16 protein-coding genes and 1 other RNA gene are annotated in these 18,106 nt (G+C 66.7%); 11 read left to right on the top strand and 6 right to left on the bottom strand.

Annotated features, from left to right (window positions below; translation table 11 throughout):
• Positions 1-34 precede the first annotated feature (34 nt).
• From KBC94_RS28130 to KBC94_RS28120, 3 genes are read left to right on the top strand one after another with little or no spacing between them, the layout of a single operon-like run.
• The gene (locus KBC94_RS28130; RefSeq protein ID WP_294378593.1) at positions 35-1,051 is read left to right on the top strand and encodes a MoxR family ATPase; all 1,017 of its coding nucleotides are present in this window, start codon (positions 35-37) and stop codon (positions 1,049-1,051) included.
• Positions 1,052-2,050, top strand: a complete 999-nt coding sequence (locus tag KBC94_RS28125) for a DUF58 domain-containing protein (RefSeq protein WP_294378592.1) — start codon at positions 1,052-1,054, stop codon at positions 2,048-2,050. It abuts the gene before it with no gap.
• Between the two features lie 14 nt (positions 2,051-2,064).
• On the top strand, positions 2,065-3,105 hold the full coding sequence (locus KBC94_RS28120) for a VWA domain-containing protein (RefSeq protein ID WP_234195049.1): 1,041 nt from the start codon (positions 2,065-2,067) through the stop codon (positions 3,103-3,105).
• Positions 3,106-3,284: 179 nt separating this feature from the next.
• On the opposite strand, the gene KBC94_RS28115 is transcribed toward KBC94_RS28120, so the two are convergent.
• The gene (locus tag KBC94_RS28115) at positions 3,285-3,782 is read right to left on the bottom strand and encodes a ferritin-like domain-containing protein (RefSeq protein ID WP_017757033.1); all 498 of its coding nucleotides are present in this window, start codon (positions 3,780-3,782) and stop codon (positions 3,285-3,287) included.
• A 147-nt stretch (positions 3,783-3,929) separates the two neighbouring features.
• Positions 3,930-5,195, bottom strand: coding sequence for an NADP-dependent isocitrate dehydrogenase (gene icd, locus KBC94_RS28110; RefSeq protein ID WP_017757034.1), 1,266 nt, complete (start codon positions 5,193-5,195; stop codon positions 3,930-3,932).
• 254 nt (positions 5,196-5,449) lie between these two features.
• Here icd and KBC94_RS28105 point away from each other — a divergent pair, with 254 nt between their 5' ends.
• Positions 5,450-5,635 carry a hypothetical protein gene (locus KBC94_RS28105; protein WP_017757035.1) on the top strand — a complete coding sequence of 62 codons (186 nt, stop codon included), beginning with the start codon at positions 5,450-5,452 and terminating at the stop codon, positions 5,633-5,635.
• Between the two features lie 167 nt (positions 5,636-5,802).
• Here KBC94_RS28105 and ssrA read toward each other — a convergent pair.
• The 4 genes from ssrA to ompA all read right to left on the bottom strand — a co-directional run bounded on the left by ssrA (position 5,803) and on the right by ompA (position 8,363).
• Positions 5,803-6,188: a transfer-messenger RNA gene (ssrA, locus tag KBC94_RS28100) on the bottom strand.
• 13 nt (positions 6,189-6,201) lie between these two features.
• A complete protein-coding gene (locus KBC94_RS28095; protein ID WP_294378591.1) occupies positions 6,202-6,879 on the bottom strand; it encodes an HAD-IA family hydrolase in 678 nt (225 codons plus the stop codon).
• On the bottom strand, positions 6,876-7,604 hold the full coding sequence (gene ubiG, locus KBC94_RS28090; protein WP_294378590.1) for a bifunctional 2-polyprenyl-6-hydroxyphenol methylase/3-demethylubiquinol 3-O-methyltransferase UbiG: 729 nt from the start codon (positions 7,602-7,604) through the stop codon (positions 6,876-6,878). The genes KBC94_RS28095 and ubiG overlap by 4 nt, the downstream gene beginning before the upstream one ends.
• A gap of 99 nt (positions 7,605-7,703) precedes the next feature.
• Entirely contained in the window at positions 7,704-8,363 is a 660-nt protein-coding gene (ompA, locus tag KBC94_RS28085) for an outer membrane protein OmpA (RefSeq protein ID WP_043113615.1), read from the bottom strand.
• Positions 8,364-8,593: 230 nt separating this feature from the next.
• On the opposite strand from ompA, the gene gyrA reads away from it, so the two are divergent.
• The 7 genes from gyrA to KBC94_RS28050 form a co-directional block, all read left to right on the top strand.
• Positions 8,594-11,233, top strand: coding sequence for a DNA gyrase subunit A (gene gyrA / locus KBC94_RS28080; RefSeq protein ID WP_294378589.1), 2,640 nt, complete (start codon positions 8,594-8,596; stop codon positions 11,231-11,233).
• Positions 11,230-11,844, top strand: a complete 615-nt coding sequence (locus KBC94_RS28075; RefSeq protein WP_294378588.1) for a DUF2059 domain-containing protein — start codon at positions 11,230-11,232, stop codon at positions 11,842-11,844. Before gyrA ends, KBC94_RS28075 begins: the two co-directional genes overlap by 4 nt.
• A gap of 57 nt (positions 11,845-11,901) precedes the next feature.
• Positions 11,902-13,023 (top strand): 3-phosphoserine/phosphohydroxythreonine transaminase, encoded by a 1,122-nt coding sequence (serC, locus tag KBC94_RS28070; RefSeq protein WP_294378587.1) that lies wholly within the window; start codon positions 11,902-11,904, stop codon positions 13,021-13,023.
• Positions 13,024-13,044: 21 nt separating this feature from the next.
• A complete protein-coding gene (pheA, locus tag KBC94_RS28065; protein WP_294378585.1) occupies positions 13,045-14,166 on the top strand; it encodes a prephenate dehydratase in 1,122 nt (373 codons plus the stop codon).
• Positions 14,167-14,174: 8 nt separating this feature from the next.
• A complete protein-coding gene (locus KBC94_RS28060) occupies positions 14,175-15,044 on the top strand; it encodes a prephenate dehydrogenase/arogenate dehydrogenase family protein (RefSeq protein WP_294378583.1) in 870 nt (289 codons plus the stop codon).
• 95 nt (positions 15,045-15,139) lie between these two features.
• On the top strand, positions 15,140-17,149 hold the full coding sequence (locus KBC94_RS28055; protein ID WP_294378582.1) for a bifunctional 3-phosphoshikimate 1-carboxyvinyltransferase/cytidylate kinase: 2,010 nt from the start codon (positions 15,140-15,142) through the stop codon (positions 17,147-17,149).
• A gap of 209 nt (positions 17,150-17,358) precedes the next feature.
• Positions 17,359-18,106 (top strand): S1 RNA-binding domain-containing protein (locus KBC94_RS28050; RefSeq protein ID WP_294378632.1); only part of this gene is annotated, 748 nt, incomplete at its 3' end.

The raw sequence follows: 18,106 nt of genomic DNA, 5'->3' as shown, positions 1-18,106 counted from the left end.
GACCGCCGCCTACCGACCGTCCACCGGAAGCCTCATGACCACACCGACCGCCCTGCCCGACACCGCTGCCACCACCGCCGAGCTGATGGAACAGATCCTCTACCAGGTCAAGCGCGTGGTGGTGGGCCAGGACCGCTTCCTCGAACGGGTGATGGTGGCCATGCTGGCCGGCGGCCACCTGCTGGTCGAAGGCGTACCGGGCCTCGCCAAGACGCTCACCGTCAAGACGCTGGCCGAGACCATGCGCGGCAGCTTCAAGCGCATCCAGTTCACGCCTGACCTGGTGCCGGCCGATCTGGTGGGCACGCGCATCTACAACCAGAAGACCGGCGATTTCTCGACCTCGCTCGGCCCGGTCTTCGCCAACCTGCTGCTGGCCGACGAAATCAACCGCGCGCCCGCCAAGGTGCAGAGCGCGCTTCTGGAGGTGATGCAGGAACGCCAGGTGACCATCGCCGGCGAGACGCACCGCGTGCCGCGCCCCTTCCTGGTCATGGCCACGCAGAACCCCATCGAGACCGAAGGCACCTATCCCTTGCCCGAAGCCCAGGTGGATCGCTTCATGATGAAGGTGCTGGTCGACTACCCCACCGACGACGAGGAGTTCGTCATCGTCCAGCGGGTGATCGGCGAGAAGCTGGAGGCCGCGCCGGTGGCCACCATCGAGCAGCTGGCGGCGTTGCAGGCCCAGTCGCGGCAGGTGTATGTCGACCCGTCGCTGATCCAGTACGCGGTCAAGCTGATCTCCGCCACGCGCAATCCCGAAAAGTTCGGCCTCAAGGACACGCGCCGCTTCATCACCTTTGGCGCCAGCCCGCGCGCCACCATCGGCCTGGCCGAAGGCGCACGCGCTCTCGCCATGCTGCGCGGGCGGGCCTACGTGCTGCCCGAGGACATGAGCGACCTGGTGCCCGACGTGCTGCGCCACCGGGTGACGCTGTCGTACGAGGGCCTGTCGGAAGGCCTCACGCCCGATCTGCTGATCGAGAAGATCATGCGCGCCGTGCCCGCGCCTCCGCGGCCACTCGAACACGACAAGCTGGTGGCCTGAATGAAGCTGTGGCGCCGCAAGCCCGCCGCCCTGCCGGCGGCCAACGACCCGGCTCCCGAGGCCGGGGCGGCCGACCGGCTGCTGCGCCGGCTGGAGTGGACCGTCATCCGCCGCCTCGACGGCCTGCTGCAAGGCGACTACCGCACGCTGATGCGCGGCACCGGCCTGGACCTGGCCGACCTGCGCGAATACCAGATGCACGACGACGTGCGCCACATCGACTGGAACGTCACCGCGCGCCAGCAGGTGCCGCACGTGCGCGTCTTCACCGAAGACCGGGAGATGGCCGCCTGGTTCGTGCTGGATCTGAGCCGCTCGGTGGATTTCGGCTCCGGCCCGAGGGCCAAGCGCGAGATCTCGGCCGGCTTCGTCGGTGTGCTCGCGCGACTGCTCACGCGCCACGGCAACCGCGTGGGGGCATTGGTCTACGGTCATGACCTCGAGGCCGTGCTGCCCCCGCGGAGCAGCCGAACGCACGTGCTGCGGTTGCTGCACGAGATGGAACGCCGTGCGCATGCCGCAACGGACACCAAGGCGCCCCACCGCGGCATGACCCGGCTGGCCGACATGCTGCAGTCGGCAGCAGGATTGATGCCCCGGCGCAGCACCGTCTTCGTCGTTTCCGACTTCCTCACGGAGCCCGGCTGGGAGAAGCCCCTTGCGCGCCTGGCCCAGCGCCACGAAGTGGTGGCCGTGCGCCTGTTCGACCCCCTGGAGCGCGAGCTGCCCGACCTGGGCCTGGTGCCGCTGGCCGATGCCGAAACCGGCGAGCAGGTCTGGGTCGACACCCACGACGCGGCCTTCCGCCGCCGCTTCGCCAAGCTCGCCGCGGAGCGCGAGGACGCCCTGCGCGAGGCCCTGGCCAACGCCGGCGTCGATGCACTGGAGCTCTCCACCGCCGACGATCTGGTCGAAGCCATCGTCCGATTTGCCGACATGCGCCGTCGCCGGGTGCGCGCGACCGGCGCGCCGCCACGACGCGCTGGAGAACTGCGATGAATGCCACGCTGCCCCTGACCTTCCTCTGGCCGCAGTTCCTGTGGCTGCTGCTGCTGGTGCCTGCGCTGGTGCTGCTGTACGTGTGGCTGATCCGGCGCAAGAAGAAGCTGGCCGTGCGCTATGCCAGCCTGTCCATCGTGCGCGAGGCGCTGGGCGCACGGCAGTCGCTGCGCAGGCACCTGCCACCCGTGCTCTTCCTGCTCGCGATCACAGCCATGCTGCTCGCCGCGGCCCGCCCGCTGGCGGTAATCACCCTGCCCTCCAACCAGCAGACCATCATCCTGGCGATGGACGTGTCAGGCAGCATGCGGGCCGAGGACGTGAAGCCCAACCGGCTGGTGGCCGCGCAGGAAGCCGCCAAGGCCTTCATCAAGGACCTGCCGCGCAACGTCAAGGTGGGCGTCGTGGCCTTCGCCGGCAGCGCCAACGTGGCGCAGTTGCCTACCACCAGCCGCGATGAGCTGGTGGCCGCCATCGATTCCTTCCAGTTGCAGCGGGCCACGGCCACGGGCAATGCCATCGTGGTGTCGCTGGCCACGCTCTTCCCCGATGCCGGCATCGACATCGCCGACTTCGGGCCGCAAAGTCGACAGCAGGGCATCTCGCTGGATCGCGCGGGGCGCAAGCCGGCCGAGCCGTTCAAGCCTGTCGCGCCAGGCTCCTACTCGTCGGCCGCAATCATCATGTTGACCGACGGCCAGCGCACCACCGGCGTCGATCCACTGGACGCCGCCAAGGCCGCGGCCGATCGGGGGGTGCGCGTCTATACCGTCGGGGTGGGTACGGTGGATGGCGAAACCATCGGCTTCGAAGGCTGGTCGATGCGCGTGCGTCTGGACGAGGAAACGCTGAAGGCGGTCGCCAACCGGACGGCCGCCGAGTACTTCTACGCCGGCACCGCGCAGGACCTGCACAAGGTCTACGAAACCCTCAGCTCGCGCCTGACGGTCGAAAAGAAGGAAACCGAGGTCTCCGCACTGTTCGCCATCGCGGCGGCCGCCCTGTCGCTGCTGGCAGCGGGCCTGTCATTGCTGTGGTTCAACCGGATTCTGTAAGCCTGCCAGCGGCGCGGCGGCCGAGTGGCGTTGTCAGCGCCGAGTCACTTGCAGGCCCACGGGAGAAAGCACGAAACCCCGCGCTGGCGGGGTTTCGTTCCCGAGCCTGACGGAGGGCGCAGATGCGCCCTTCCGTATCAGGGCACGCGGCAGGCATCAATATGCGGATTGGCGCCGGCTCAGGCGGCAGCCTGCGCCTCGTCGATCTGCATCGCCTCCGCCAACGTGCCCAGCCGCTGGTCCGTGGCCTGCTCCTCGCCCAAAGTCTCCTTGAGCAGCGAGACTGCCTCCTGGAAGCCCAGCTTCTGCGCCACCAGGCACAGCGAGGTGTAGCCGGCGATTTCGTAGTGCTCTGCCTTCTGCGCCGAAGCGATGAGCGCCGCATCGAGCACCGGGCCTGCTTCGATCTGGTCGATGAGCGAGGTCGCTTCCTCGATCAAGCCCTCCATGCCCTCGCACTTGATGCGCTTGAGCTTGAAGCCACACTGCTCGGCGACCTGCTCGATGCGTTCGACCTGCGCGCGCGTCTCTTCCAAGTGGGCTTCGAAGGCGGCCTGCAACTCGGGATTGGTCGCCGCGCGCGCCATCTTGGGGAGCGAGCGGGTCATCTGCTTCTCGGCGCTGTAGGTGTCGGACAGGTCGTGGATGAACAGGTCCTGGACGGTCTTCATGGGCATGGGGAGGCTCCTTGGCAAACGATGGAGCCCCTACCCTGTCATGCCACGTCCATGCGGCTGTAGGAAGCGTCGCGGGGACGCGTGCGCCGCGCTCGATGAAGGCCGTACGCGCCGCCGCAACGTGCGGCGCATCGGGCGGCGGCCCCGTTACTCGGCCATGGCGTCGATCATCACCTGACCAAAGCCGGAGCAGCTCACCTGCGTCGCGCCATCCATCAGCCGCGCGAAGTCATAGGTGACCCGCTTGCTCTGGATCGCCGCCTCCATGGCCCGGATGATCAGGTCCGCCGCTTCCTTCCAGCCCATGTGGCGCAGCATCATCTCGGCCGAGAGGATGCTGGAGCCTGGGTTGACGTAGTCCTTGCCGGCGTACTTGGGCGCCGTGCCGTGCGTGGCCTCGAACATGGCCACGGTGTCGGACATGTTGGCGCCCGGTGCGATCCCGATGCCGCCCACCTGCGCCGCGAGCGCGTCGGAGATGTAGTCGCCGTTCAGGTTGAGCGTGGCGATCACCGAATACTCGGCGGGCCGCAGCAGGATCTGCTGCAGGAAGGCATCGGCGATCACGTCCTTGATGACGATGTCCTTGCCGGTCTTCGGGCTCTTGACCCGCAGCCACGGTCCGCCGTCGATGGGCTGGCCGCCGAACTCGCGCGCCGCCAGGGCGTAGCCCCATTCGCGGAAGCCGCCCTCGGTGAACTTCATGATGTTGCCCTTGTGCACGAGCGTGACACTGGGCTTGTCGTTGTCGATGGCGTACTGGATGGCCTTGCGCACCAAGCGCTCCGTGCCTTCGATGGACACCGGCTTGAGGCCGATGGCCGAGGTCTCGGGGAAGCGGATGGTCTTGGCACCCAGCTCGTCCACCAGGAAGCGGATCAGCTTCTGCGCCTTCTCGGAGCGGGCCTCGTACTCGATGCCGGCGTAGATGTCCTCTGAGTTCTCGCGGAAGATGGCCATGTCGGTCTTGCTCGGCTCGCGCAGCGGCGAAGGCACGCCATTGAAATAGCGCACCGGGCGCAGGCACACGTACAGGTCGAGCTGCTGGCGCAGCGCGACGTTCAGGCTGCGGATTCCGCCGCCGACGGGCGTCGTCAGCGGCCCCTTGATCGAGACGACGTAGTCGCGCACCGCAGCGAGGGTTTCGTCAGGCAGCCAGACGTCGGGACCATAGAGCTGGGTGGACTTGCCGCCAGCATAGATCTCCATCCAGTGGATCTTGCGGGCGCCGCCATAGGCCTGGGCCACCGCCGCATCCACCACTTTGAGCATCACCGGCGTCACGTCGCGACCGACGCCGTCGCCTTCGATGAAGGGGATGATCACCTGGTCCGGCACGTCGAGCGTGTTGTCGGCATTGACGGTGATCTTCCGGCCCTCCGCCGGGACTTGGATGTGCTGGTAGCTGGACATGGATGAGCTTGGGTGGAAGAAGCGCCACTTCGTACGACAACGGTCGCGCTCAGCCGCGGATGGGCCGGCGTGGCAAGGAATTCTAGACGCGGCCCTCCAGGCGACGGGGCGCATGGGGTACCCGCGCGATGTTCACCGGCGCCGTCAACCGGATCGCGTCTGCGCCGTTTTACAAGCAGCCGGCCACGATCCCGTGTATGGCTGAGTGCTCATCAAGGCAGTCCCAAAAACCGTCAATCCCAAAGGATGTTCTTATGAAGAAGCTTCTCGCTTTCGCCACCGCCGGTCTGATCGCCACCGGCGCCTTCGCCCAGGCCCCCGCCGCGGCGCCGACCGACGCGCCGGCCGTGAAGGCCGCCTCGGCCAAGCACACCAAGAAGGCCACCAAGCACAAGGTCGCCCACAAGGCCAAGGCCAAGAAGAGCGTCAAGGCCGCCTGAACGCTGCATCAGCGCATGCACGAAAGCCCGGCACCGCCGGGCTTTTTTGCGGGCTCGCCCCAGCGCTCTGTCTCACAGGGTGCGGCAAGGCAGGCATCAAAGAAATGAGCCCGGATCTGGCTCGCAGTCCGGGCTCGGAGGGCGTTGGCGATAGCAACGCTGATGTGTGGTGGAGCTGGGGGGATTTGAACCCCCGTCCGCAAGCCTTCGCCGCGCAGATCTACATGTTTAGCGCTCTGTTTTGGATCTCGCCACCGGCAACGCGCAGACGCACGCTTTGCCGACAGCCAGCACCCTTAGATCTCGCAACGGCCCAAGGTACCCGGACCGCCGCCAGCCAATGTGATTAACCTTGCAGCCGGGAGGCGTCAGATTGCTCTAACGCCCCCTTGCCCAGCCCATCGGCCGACTGTTGCAAGGCTCGCAGCGATTAGGCTGCGAGTGCGAAACGTTCGTCGTTTGCAGTTAGTTTGTTTGAATCTGTTTTACGAGCACATTCAGCTCGACATGCACCACTGCGGTCCCGAACCCACGTCGAAACCAATGCAGCCCCAGAACCGTTCATTTTAGGCCGACGGCAACCATTGCAAGAGGTCGAGGGGCAAAGAAATCACCGCATCCGCCTCCCAAAGGGTGACATCGGCCTCCGCGCCAAGGTAGCCATAGGCAACGGCAACCGTCCTCATGCCAGCGGCCCGACCTGCGACGATGTCCCTCTGGTCATCGCCCACATAGACGCAGCGGGCAGGGTCCACCCCCATGCGCCGTGCCGCCTCGAGCAACGGCGCCGGATGAGGCTTCGAATGCGGCGTGGTGTCCCCGCTGATGATCGCCCCTGCTGTGCGGAACAACGGCATGCTCCCAGTCAGTGGCACCGTGAAGCGGCTGGCCTTGTTGGTGACCACACCCCAGGGCAGGCGACGAGAGCCGAGTTGGGTGATGAGTGCCTCGACGCCCTCGAAGGCATGGGTGCCATCGAGCATGAGCGCTTCATAGTTCTTGAAGAACTCCTCCCTCAGCTCAGGGAACTGCGCGTCCTCGGGTCGCAGCCCGAATGCCACACCCAGCATGCCTCGCGCACCGGCGCCAGCCATGGACCGGTAGGCGCTCAGCGGCAGCGAGGCCATGCCCCGTTCGACCCGCATCCGATCGGCGGCCGCGCCCAGTTCGGGCGCGCTGTCGACGAGGGTGCCGTCGAGATCGAACAGGACCGCCTGAATGTCCAGCCAGGGCACTGTGCTCATGCGCCGGCCGCCTGGACCGCGCGCCGCGTTGCCAGCATGTAGTTGACACTCACGTCGTCGTTGAGCCAGTAACGGCGGGTCAACGGGTTGTATTGGAGCCCCCGCGAGTGATCGATCATCAGCGATGCCGCCCGGCAGTGCGCCGCAAGCTCCGCCGGCCGGATCAGCTTGGCGTATTCATGGGTTCCCCGCGGCAGCATGTTCAGCACGTACTCCGCGCCCACGATCGCCAGCATGAACGCCTTGGCATTGCGATTGATGGTGGAAAAGAACACCCATCCACCAGGCTTGACCAGCTTGGCGCAGGCCTGAACCACTGAAGCCGGCTTCGGCACATGCTCCAGCATTTCCATGCAGGTGACGACATCAAAGCTGCCGGGAGCCTCTTCGGCCAGCGCCTCCACCGCCACCTCGCGATAGCGCACGCCCTGGGTGCCTGCATCGAGGGCGTGCAATTGCGCGACCTTGAGCGCCTTGCCCGCCAGATCGATGCCCAGGACGTCGGCGCCGCGACGCGCCATGGCATCCGATAGGATGCCGCCACCACAACCAACGTCCAGCACGCGCTGGCCCGCAAGAGGCACCTGCCCCTCGATCCATTCGAGCCGCAACGGATTGATCTCGTGCAAGGGGCGGAATTCGCTGTCCACATCCCACCAGCGGTGGGCCAGTTCAGAAAATTTGGCCAGTTCGGCCGGATCTGCGTTGGGATGAGTTGCCGTCATCGTTGAATTATGGAGTTCGCGTCGAAGTCATCGACCGGATGCGAGGAATGGCCATAAAAAAACCCCGCCGAGGCGGGGTTTTCAGCGGGCTGATCGAAATCAGTTGGCGCGGGTGCCGACCACTTCGATTTCCACGCGACGGTTCTTGGCGCGGCCTTCCTTGGTACGGTTGTCGGCGACGGGCTGCTTCTCGCCCTTGCCTTCGGTGTACACGCGGTTGCGTTCGATGCCCTTGGAGACCAGATAGGCCTTCACGGCTTCGGCACGGCGCACCGACAGCTTCTGGTTGTAGGCATCGGTACCGATGGAGTCGGTGTGACCCACGGCGATGATGACTTCCAGGTTGATGCCCTTGATCTTGGAGACCAGATCGTCCAGCTTGGCACGGCCTTCCGGCTTCAGGACCGACTTGTCGAAGTCGAAGAAGGCGTCGGCAGCGAAGGTGACCTTCGAAGCGGCAACGGCCGGCGGTGCAGGCGGCGCGGGCGGCGTCACGGCAGCCGGGGGCGCAGCAACGGGAGCGGGGGCAGCGGTAACCAGAGCGCCATCGCAACCCACGGCGGCCGTGGCGGGGGTCCAGTTGGCATCGCGCCAGCAGAGTTCGTTGGTGCCGTTCTTCCAGACCAGCTCGCCAGTGCCGTTCTGCCAGTTGTCGATCACGGGACCACCGTTCGCGGCGGTGACCTTGGTCTGCGCGCCGGCGGCCGTGGCGAGCGCAGCGACTGCAAACATCATCGCCACTTTATTCAGTTTCTTCATGGTTCTCCTCTTGGGGAAAAAGCCGCAGCCGCAGCCGCGAAACAAGGACGTCTCAAGTGACCACCACCCAAAACGCTGGAGTTCATTGTGCCATAGGGTCTTTCTCAAACCGGGCGCGCCCGCCCCGGCCGGCGTAGGACTGCAACGGAAAGCCGCACTTGTGTTGCTGTCTCGCGACACCGCGGGCAACGTAAAATCCACCGTTTCGCCCGCCGACCTGCTGCCGCCTCATGACATCGTTCGCCAAGGAAACCCTGCCCATCAGCCTCGAGGAGGAGATGCGGCGCAGCTATCTCGACTACGCGATGAGCGTGATCGTCGGGCGCGCCCTGCCCGACGCGCGGGATGGCCTCAAGCCCGTGCATCGCCGTGTGCTGTACGCGATGCACGAGCTCAACAACGACTGGAACCGGCCCTACAAGAAGTCGGCCCGTATCGTTGGCGATGTCATCGGCAAGTACCACCCGCATGGCGACCAGTCGGTCTACGACACAATCGTGCGTCTGGCGCAGGATTTCTCCATGCGCCACATGTTGGTGGATGGCCAGGGCAATTTCGGCTCGGTCGATGGCGACAGTGCGGCGGCGATGCGATATACCGAAATTCGCCTTGCAAAAATCGCGCATGAAATGCTGGCGGATATCGACAAGGAAACCGTCGATTTCGGCCCCAATTACGACGGCAGCGAAAAAGAACCACTGGTATTGCCCAGCCGCCTGCCCAACCTGCTGGTCAACGGCTCAGGCGGCATTGCGGTGGGCATGGCCACCAACATTCCGCCCCACAACCTGAACGAGGTGGTGGACGCCTGCCTGCATCTGCTTCGCCACCCCGACGCCAGCATCGACGACCTGATGGAGATCGTGCCGGCACCCGACTTCCCGACGGCCGGCATCATCTATGGCATCAACGGCGTCAAGGAAGGCTATCGCACCGGCCGCGGCAAGGTGGTGATGCGGGCCAAGTGCCACTTCGAGGACATCGACCGCGGCCAGCGCCAGGCCATCATCGTCGACGAGTTGCCCTACCAGGTGAACAAGAAGACGCTGCAGGAGCGCATGGCCGAACTGGTGCACGAGAAGAAGCTCGAGGGCATCAGCCACATCCAGGACGAGTCCGACAAGTCGGGCATGCGCCTGGTGATCGAGCTCAAGCGCGGCGAAGTGCCGGAGGTGGTCTTAAATAACCTGTACAAACAGACGCAGCTGCAGGACACCTTCGGCATCAACATGGTGGCCCTGGTGGATGGCCAGCCCAAGCTGTGCAACCTGAAGGACCTGGTGCAGGTCTTCCTGCAGCACCGCCGCGAGGTGGTGACGCGGCGCACGGTGTTCAACCTGCGCAAGGCGCGCGAGCGCGGCCACGTGCTCGAGGGCCTGGCGGTTGCGCTGGCCAACATCGACGAGTTCATCCGCATCATCCGCGAGTCGCCCACGCCGCCGGTGGCCAAGGCCGAGCTGATGACCCGCTCGTGGGACAGCAAGCTGGTGCGCGAGATGCTCACCCGCGCGCGCGCCGACGGCGGCACCATCAATGCCGACGACTACCGGCCCGAAGGCCTGGAGCGCATCTACGGCCTGATGGGCGACGGCCTCTACCGCCTTTCCGAGACGCAGGCACAGGAAATCCTGCAGATGCGCCTGCAGCGCCTGACCGGCCTGGAGCAGGACAAGATCGTCGCCGAGTACAAGGAAGTGATGGCGGAGATCGACGACCTGCTCGACATCCTGTCCAAGCCCGAGCGCGTGTCGGTCATCATCGGCGAGGAACTCGGCGCCCTGCGGCAAGAGTTTGGCCAGACCAAGCTGGGCGCGCGCCGCAGCGAGATCGAATACAGCGCGCAGGACCTCTCCACCGAAGACCTGATCACGCCCACCGACATGGTGGTCACGCTCTCGCACAGCGGCTACATCAAGAGCCAGCCGCTCTCCGAGTACCGGGCGCAAAAGCGCGGCGGTCGGGGCAAGCAGGCCGCCGCGACCAAGGAAGACGACTGGATCGACCAGCTCTTCATTGCGAACACGCACGACTACATCCTCTGCTTCTCCAACCGCGGGCGGCTGTACTGGCTCAAGGTGTGGGAAGTGCCTTCGGGCTCGCGCAATTCGCGCGGCCGACCGATCGTCAACATGTTCCCGCTGGCCGAGGGCGAGAAGATCACCGTGGTGCTGCCGCTGACCGGCGACACGCGCAACTTCCCGTCCGACCGCTACATCTTCATGGGCACGTCGATGGGCACCGTCAAGAAGACAGCGCTCGACGAATTCAGCAACCCGCGCAAGGCCGGCATCATCGCCGTCGACCTGGATGACGGCGATTACCTCATCGGCGCGGCACTGACGGACGGCAAGCACGATGTGATGCTCTTCTCCGATGGCGGCAAGGCTGTGCGCTTCGACGAGAACGACGTACGGCCCATGGGCCGCAATGCCCGCGGCGTGCGCGGCATGATGCTGGAGGACGGGCAGGGCGTGATCGCCATGCTGGTGGCCGAGGATGAGACGCAGAGCGTGCTCACCGCCACCGAGAACGGCTACGGCAAGCGCACCAGCATCACCGAGTACACCCGCCACGGCCGGGGAACCAAAGGCATGATCGCGATTCAACAGAGCGAGCGCAACGGCAAGGTCGTGGCCGCCACGCTGGTGCATGTGGATGACGAGATCATGCTCATCACCGACAAGGGCGTGCTGGTACGTACACGCGTATCAGAAATCCGCGAACTCGGCCGCGCGACGCAAGGTGTCACGCTCATCAACCTCGACGAAGGCGCCAAGCTCAGCGGGCTGCAGCGCATCGTCGAGAACGACGCCAACGCGGCCGCCGATGCGGAAGACGCCGCAGATCCATCCCAGGAGAACCCTCAATGAAGAAACACATCAAGACCGCCCTGATCGGCGCCACGCTCGCTGCAGCCGTCTCCGGCGCCTGGGCCCAGGACAAGGCTGCCCTCATCAAGCAGTTCATCGAGTTGCAGCGTCCGGGCGTGGAAGCGCTGGCGCGGGGCCTGGTCGAAGAGTCGAGCCTGCCGATCGCCCGCGCGGGTGCCGGTTACCTGCAGACGCAAGTGCCCGAGGCCAAGCGCGAAGCCGCCGGCAAGGCCGCCGACGCCGAACTGAAGAAGTACTTCGACGACGCCTATCCGCTGGTGCGCGACAAGGCCGTCCAACTGGCTCCCGCGGCCCTGACGCCGGTGCTGGACCAGAACTTCAATGAAGAAGAGATGCGCCAGCTCGTGGCCTGGGTCAGCTCGCCGGTGAGCAAGAAATACCAGGAACTCAATCCGCAGCTGCAGAACGCGTTGACGGAGAAACTGGTGGCCGAGACCCGCACGTCGGTCGAGCCCAAGTTGCGCGCCCTGGACACCAACGTCGCCAAGGCCCTGGGCGCGCCCACCGATGGTGGTGCGGCCAAGGGCAACGGTGCAAGCAGCAGCGGCACCAGCGGCAGCGCCGCACCCAAGGCCCCCGCCAAGAAGTAACCCCTGCCTGCGCCTCCGCCCGCCGCCCGCCGCCCGCCGCCCGCCGCCCGCCGCCGAATGACACCCGCCGCCCCACGCCGTCCTTACAACTTCTCTGCCGGCCCGGCCGCCATGCCCGAGGCCGTGCTGCGCCGCGCGGCAGCGGAGATGCTCGACTGGCACGGCAGCGGCATGGGCGTGATGGAGATGAGCCACCGCGGCAAGGAATTCGGCGAGATCATCGGGCAGGCGGAGGCTGACTTCCGCCAGCTTCTGGCGGTGCCGTCCAACTTCCGAATCCTGTTCATGCAGGGCGGTGGGCTGGGCGAGAACGCCATCGTGCCGCTGAACCTCTCGCGCGGTGGCACGGTCGACTTCGTGGTCACCGGCAGCTGGAGCACCAAGTCGCTCAAGGAAGCGGGCCGGTATTGCAAGGCGCGCATGGCCGCCACCAACGCCGAAGGCGGCCATGTGGCGATTCCTGAAGCCGCCAAGTGGTCGCTGAGCGCAGACGCCGCCTATGTGCACCTGTGCTCCAACGAGACGATCAACGGCATCGAGTTCCAGGAACTGCCCGACCTGAAAGCCCTCGGCAGCGACGCGCCGCTGGTCATCGACTTCTCCTCGCATGTCGCATCGCGCAGCGTGGATTGGAGCCGTGTGGGCCTGGCCTTCGGTGGTGCCCAGAAGAACCTCGGCCCCGCCGGCCTGACGCTGGTGGTGGTGCGCGAAGACCTGCTCGACCGCGCCCTGCCGATCTGCCCAAGCGCCTTCAGCTACAAGCTCGTGGCCGAGAACGATTCGATGTACAACACGCCGCCGACCTGGGGCATCTACATGGCGGGCCTGACCTTCCAGTGGCTGCTGCAGCAGAAGGAAGGCGAGCTGACCGGCGTGGCTGCCATGGAGGCGCGCAACATCGCCAAGGCCAAGCTGCTGTACGACTTCATCGACGCATCGGCCTTTTATGTGAGCAAGGTCGATCCGGCCTGCCGCTCGCGCATGAACGTGCCCTTCCTGCTGGCCGACGAATCGCGCAACGAGGCCTTCCTGACAGGCGCGAAGACGGCCGGGCTGCTGCAGCTCAAGGGCCACAAGTCCGTGGGCGGCATGCGCGCCAGCATCTACAACGCCATGCCGCTGGAAGGCGTTCAGGCACTTGTGTCCTACATGAGAGAATTCGAGCGCCTGCACGCCTGAATACAGGCGTGAGTCCGCTCGATGACTGCTGACCAATCCCCTCCCCCCCCCTCCTCCTCCGCCGCCGACAGCCTCGCGCCTCTACGCGAGCGCATCGATGCGCTGGACGCCCAATTGCTCGACCTGCTGAACCAGCGCGCCCATGTGGCAGAACTGGTGGGCGAGGTGAAGAAGCGCGAAGGCACGCCCTACTTCCGGCCTGACCGTGTCGCGCAGGTCATCGAGAAGGTCAAGCGCAACAACCCCGGCCCGCTCAAGGGCGCGCACGTCGAAGCCATCTGGCGCGAGATCATGTCCGCCTGCCTGGCACTCGAATCGCCGCAGCGCGTGGCGGTGCTGGGCCCCGAAGGCACCTTCTGCGAACAAGCCGCCATCGAGTACTTCGGCGGTGCGGCCGATCTGGTGTACTGCGCCACCTTCGACGAAGTCTTCCACGCCACGGCCGCCGGCAGCGCGCAGTACGGCGTGGTGGGCGTGGAGAACTCCACCGAAGGCGCCGTCGCCCGTTCGCTCGACCTGTTCCTGCATTCGCCCGCCCATGTGGTCGGCGAGGTCAGCCTGCTGGTGCGCCACAACCTGCTGTGCAGCCGCAACTCGCTGGACGATATCGAAGTGGTGATGGCCCATCCGCAGGCGTTGGCGCAGTGCCACGGCTGGCTGTCCAAGCATCTGCCGAAGGCCGAGCGGCGCGCCGTCTCCAGCAATGCCGAAGGCGCCCGCCTGGCGGCCACCAACCCGGCGTGGGCCGGCATCGCTGGCGAACGTGCCGCCACGCAGTTCGGCCTGCACATCGTGGCCCATGCCATCCAGGACGATCCGTACAACCGCACGCGCTTCGCCGTCATCTGCCTGCCGCACACGCTGGCGATGCCGCCGGCCTCTGGACGCGACATGACCAGCCTCGTGGTCTCGGTGCCCAACAAGCCGGGTGCGGTGCATGATCTGCTCGTGCCGCTGAAGGAGCACAAGGTCTCGATGACGCGCTTCGAGTCGCGCCCCGCCCGCACCGGCCAGTGGGAGTACTACTTCTACATCGACCTCGACGGCCATCCCAGCCAGCCGAACGTCGCCGCGGCCCTGGCCGAACTGCGCGGCCTGTGCGCGTTCTTCAAGATCATCGGCGCCTATCCCGTCAAGGCTTGAGTCCGAGGATGTTCCAGCAACTCGGCCTGATCGGCTGTGGCCTCATCGGCGGCTCCTTTGCCCTGGCGCTGCGCCAGGCGGGGCTGGTGCGCCGGGTCGTCGGCTACAGCAAGTCGCCCTCGACCACCGAGCGCGCGCGCCAGTTGGGTGTGATCGACACCGGGGCGCCTTCCGCCCTGCAGGCGGTCGCAGGCGCCGACCTCGTGGTGCTGGCGGTGCCCGTGGCCGCGACGGAGTCGACGCTGAGCGCCATCCGCCACGGCCTCGGCGAGCAGACGCTGCTGATGGACGTGGGCTCGACCAAGGGCGACGTGGTGCAGGCCGGCCTTCGCGCGCTGCAGCATCAGGTCGGCAACTTCGTGCCCGCCCATCCCATCGCCGGCAAGGAAGTCGCAGGCGTCGAGCATGCCGAAGGCGCGCTGTTCGTGGGCCGGCATGTCATCCTCACGCCCACCGAACGCTCGCGCGCCGAGCAGGTACAGCGCGCCATCGAGGTCTGGAGCCGGATCGGCGCCCGCGTGCTGACGATGGACGCCGCGAGCCACGATGCCGCCCTGGCGGCGGTGAGTCATCTGCCCCACCTGCTGGCCTTCGCCTTCATGCAGTCCATCGCGCAGCAACCCGATGGCGCCCGCTGGCTCGAACTCGCCGGTCCCGGATTTCGCGACTTCTCGCGCATCGCCGCCGGCGATCCGGCCGTCTGGCGCGACATCCTCTTGGCCAACCGCGAGGAAGTCCTGCGTCAATCGCGCACCTTCCGCGAGGCGCTGGCGGACTTCGAGGCGCAGATCGCCGCAGGCGACGCGAGCGGCCTCAGCGATGCCATCGGCCGGGCCAGCCGTGCCCGCGCCGCCCTGAAGCCCGCCTTCTCCCACTGAGCGCACGCGCGCGTCGGCCGATGGTGATCCTTGTCGCCCCCGCGTTCGAGCGCTGAGTCCCCGATTCCCGCGGCCCTCCTTCATCTGCCTCTTCCATGTACGCCACCGAGTTCCTCGACCTTCCCGCGCTGGCCGGCGCCGGCGGCACCGTGCGGTTGCCCGGCTCCAAGAGCATCTCCAACCGCGTGCTCCTGCTGGCTGCACTGGCCAGCGGCACGACCGAGATCCACGACCTGCTGGATTCGGACGACACCCGCGTCATGCTGGAGGCGCTGGCCCAGTTGGGCTGCACCCTCGCCCGTGACGGCGCGGTGCTGCGCATCGAAGGCCTGGGCGGCCAGGTGAAGCAGCGGCAGGCCGACCTGTTCCTGGGCAATGCCGGCACGGCCATGCGGCCGCTGACGGCGGCGCTGGCGCTGCTGGGCGGCGACTTCCAGCTGCTTGGCGTGCCGCGCATGCATGAGCGCCCGATCGGCGACCTGGTCGACGCCCTGGTGCAGCTGGGCTGTCCCATCGACTACCTGGGCAACCCCGGCTATCCGCCCCTGCGCATCCGCCCGGCCCAGATCTCAGCCCTGCAGCTCGACACCCCGATCCGCGTGCGGGGCGATGTGTCGAGCCAGTTCCTCACTGCGCTGCTGCTGGCCCTGCCACTGGCCGCCGGCAGCCGCGATGTGGTGATCGAGGTGGTGGGCGAGCTGATCTCCAAGCCTTACATCGAGATCACGCTCAACCTGCTCGCCCGCTTCGGCATCCAGGTGCAGCGCGAGGAATGGCGCCGCTTCACCATCCCGCAGGGCAGCCGCTACCTCACGCCCGGGCGCATTCATGTCGAGGCGGATGCGTCCTCGGCCAGCTACTTCATCGGCCTGGGCGCGCTCGCCGCACCGCTGCCGGGGCGCAACGGCATCCGCATCGAAGGCGTGGGCGCCGACTCGATCCAGGGCGACATCCGTTTCATCGACGCAGCCCGCCAGATGGGCGCGCAAGTGGACAGCGGCCCCAACTGGCTGGAGGTGCGCCGCGGCGCCTGGCCGCTCAAGGCCATCGACCTGGACTGCAACGCGATTCCGGACGCCGCCATGACGCTGGCCGTGATGGCGCTCTATGCCGACGGCCCCTGCCGGCTTCGCAACATCGCCAGTTGGCGCGTGAAGGAGACCGACCGCATCGACGCCATGGAGGCCGAGCTGCGCAAGCTGGGCGCCACCGTCGAATCGGGGCCGGACTTCATCGTCGTGCATCCACTGCCCGTCGGCGGCTGGAAGCCGGCCGCCATCCACACGTACGACGACCACCGGGTGGCCATGTGCTTCTCGCTGGCCGCCTTCAACCCCGACCGCCGGCCGCTGCGCATCCTCGATCCGAAATGCGTCGCCAAGACCTTCCCCGACTATTTCGAGACCCTGTTCTCGGTCGTCGCGGCGGACGAGGTGCCGGTGCTCTGCGTCGACGGCCCCACCGCCTCGGGCAAGGGCACGCTGGCGGCCGAGCTGGCGCTGCGGCTGGGCTACCACTACCTGGACTCGGGCACGCTGTACCGCGTGGCGGGTCTCGCGACCCGCCGGGCCGGCCTGGAGCCGGAGCCGGCCCACGAGGCCGCCATCGCCGCCATTGCCCGCGCGCTGCCGCTGCGCTTCGACGCCGGCCGTGTGCTGCTGGCCGACGAGGATGTGACGGACGCCATCCGCACCGAGGCGGCCGGCATGGACGCCTCGCGCGTGTCGGCCCTGCCCGGCGTGCGGGCGGCCCTCACCGAACTGCAGCACAGCTTCCGCCGCCTGCCCGGGCTGGTGGCCGACGGCCGCGACATGGGCACGGTGATCTTCCCCGACGCGCCGCTGAAGGTCTACCTCACGGCCAGTGCCGAGCACCGGGCCGAGCGGCGGCATAAGCAATTGATTTCCAAAGGAATTCCCGCTATACTCGCCGACCTTCGCGCGGACCTGGAAGCACGCGACGCCCGCGATTCGAATCGAAGCGTCGCCCCGCTCAAACCCGCGCAGGACGCCCGCCTCCTGGACAACTCCTTCCTCAGCATCGATCAGTCGGTCGCGCAGGTGTTGGACTGGTGGCGGCAGGTGCAGCCCTTCGAGACGCATTAAGCGCTTTCGTCGGGCTCGGCGCCCCGGCCCTGCCGGGTGCGCCTATCGCTCCAGCCAGGCTCCCCTCGCGCGTCAGCGCACCGGCCTGCTGGTTGTTCAACCTCAACCCCCGGGCTTCACTGCCCAAACCACCGGTTCCAGTCATAGAAACAGCCGCACGCGATGTTGCATGGGCGGCTGGAAACCTGGAGAGACCGGAAGGAAACTCAATGTCCGAATCTTTTGCCGCCCTCTTTGAAGAGTCCCTGAAGCGTTCCGAAATGCGCGCGGGCGAAGTGATCACCGCCGAGGTGGTCCGCGTCGAGCACAACCACGTCGTGGTCAATGCAGGCCTGAAGTCCGAAGCCTACGTGCCGATCGACGAATTCAAGAACGACAAGGGCGAACTCGAAGTCCAGGCCGGCGACTTCGTCTCCGTGGCCATCGGTTCCGTCGAGAACGGCTACGGCGACACCATCCTCTCGCGCGACACGGCCAAGCGTCTGGCTTCGTGGCTGGCGCTCGAGAAGGCCCTGGAATCCGGTGAATTCGTCACCGGCACGACCAGCGGCAAGGTCAAGGGCGGCCTCACGGTGCTGGTCAACGGCATCCGCGCCTTCCTGCCGGGCTCGCTGATCGACACCCGTCCGATCAAGGACCTGACTCCCTTCGAAAACAAGACGATGGAGTTCAAGGTCATCAAGCTCGACCGCAAGCGCAACAACGTCGTGCTGTCGCGCCGTGCCGTGGTCGAAGCCTCGATGGGCGAAGAGCGCGCCAAGCTGATGGAGACGCTGAAGGAAGGCGCCATCGTCCGCGGTGTGGTCAAGAACATCACCGAGTACGGTGCTTTCGTCGACCTCGGCGGCATCGACGGCCTGCTGCACATCACCGACATGGCCTGGCGCCGTGTCCGCCACCCGAGCGAAGTCGTTCAGGCCGGCCAGGAAATCACCGCCAAGATCCTCAAGTTCGACA

Source organism: Pseudacidovorax sp. (genome assembly GCF_017991995.1).
Taxonomy (GTDB): Bacteria; Pseudomonadota; Gammaproteobacteria; order Burkholderiales; family Burkholderiaceae_C; genus Xenophilus.
The sequence above is the reverse complement of the archived record's forward strand: the minus strand, read 5'-3'. Positions and strand labels throughout refer to the sequence as shown.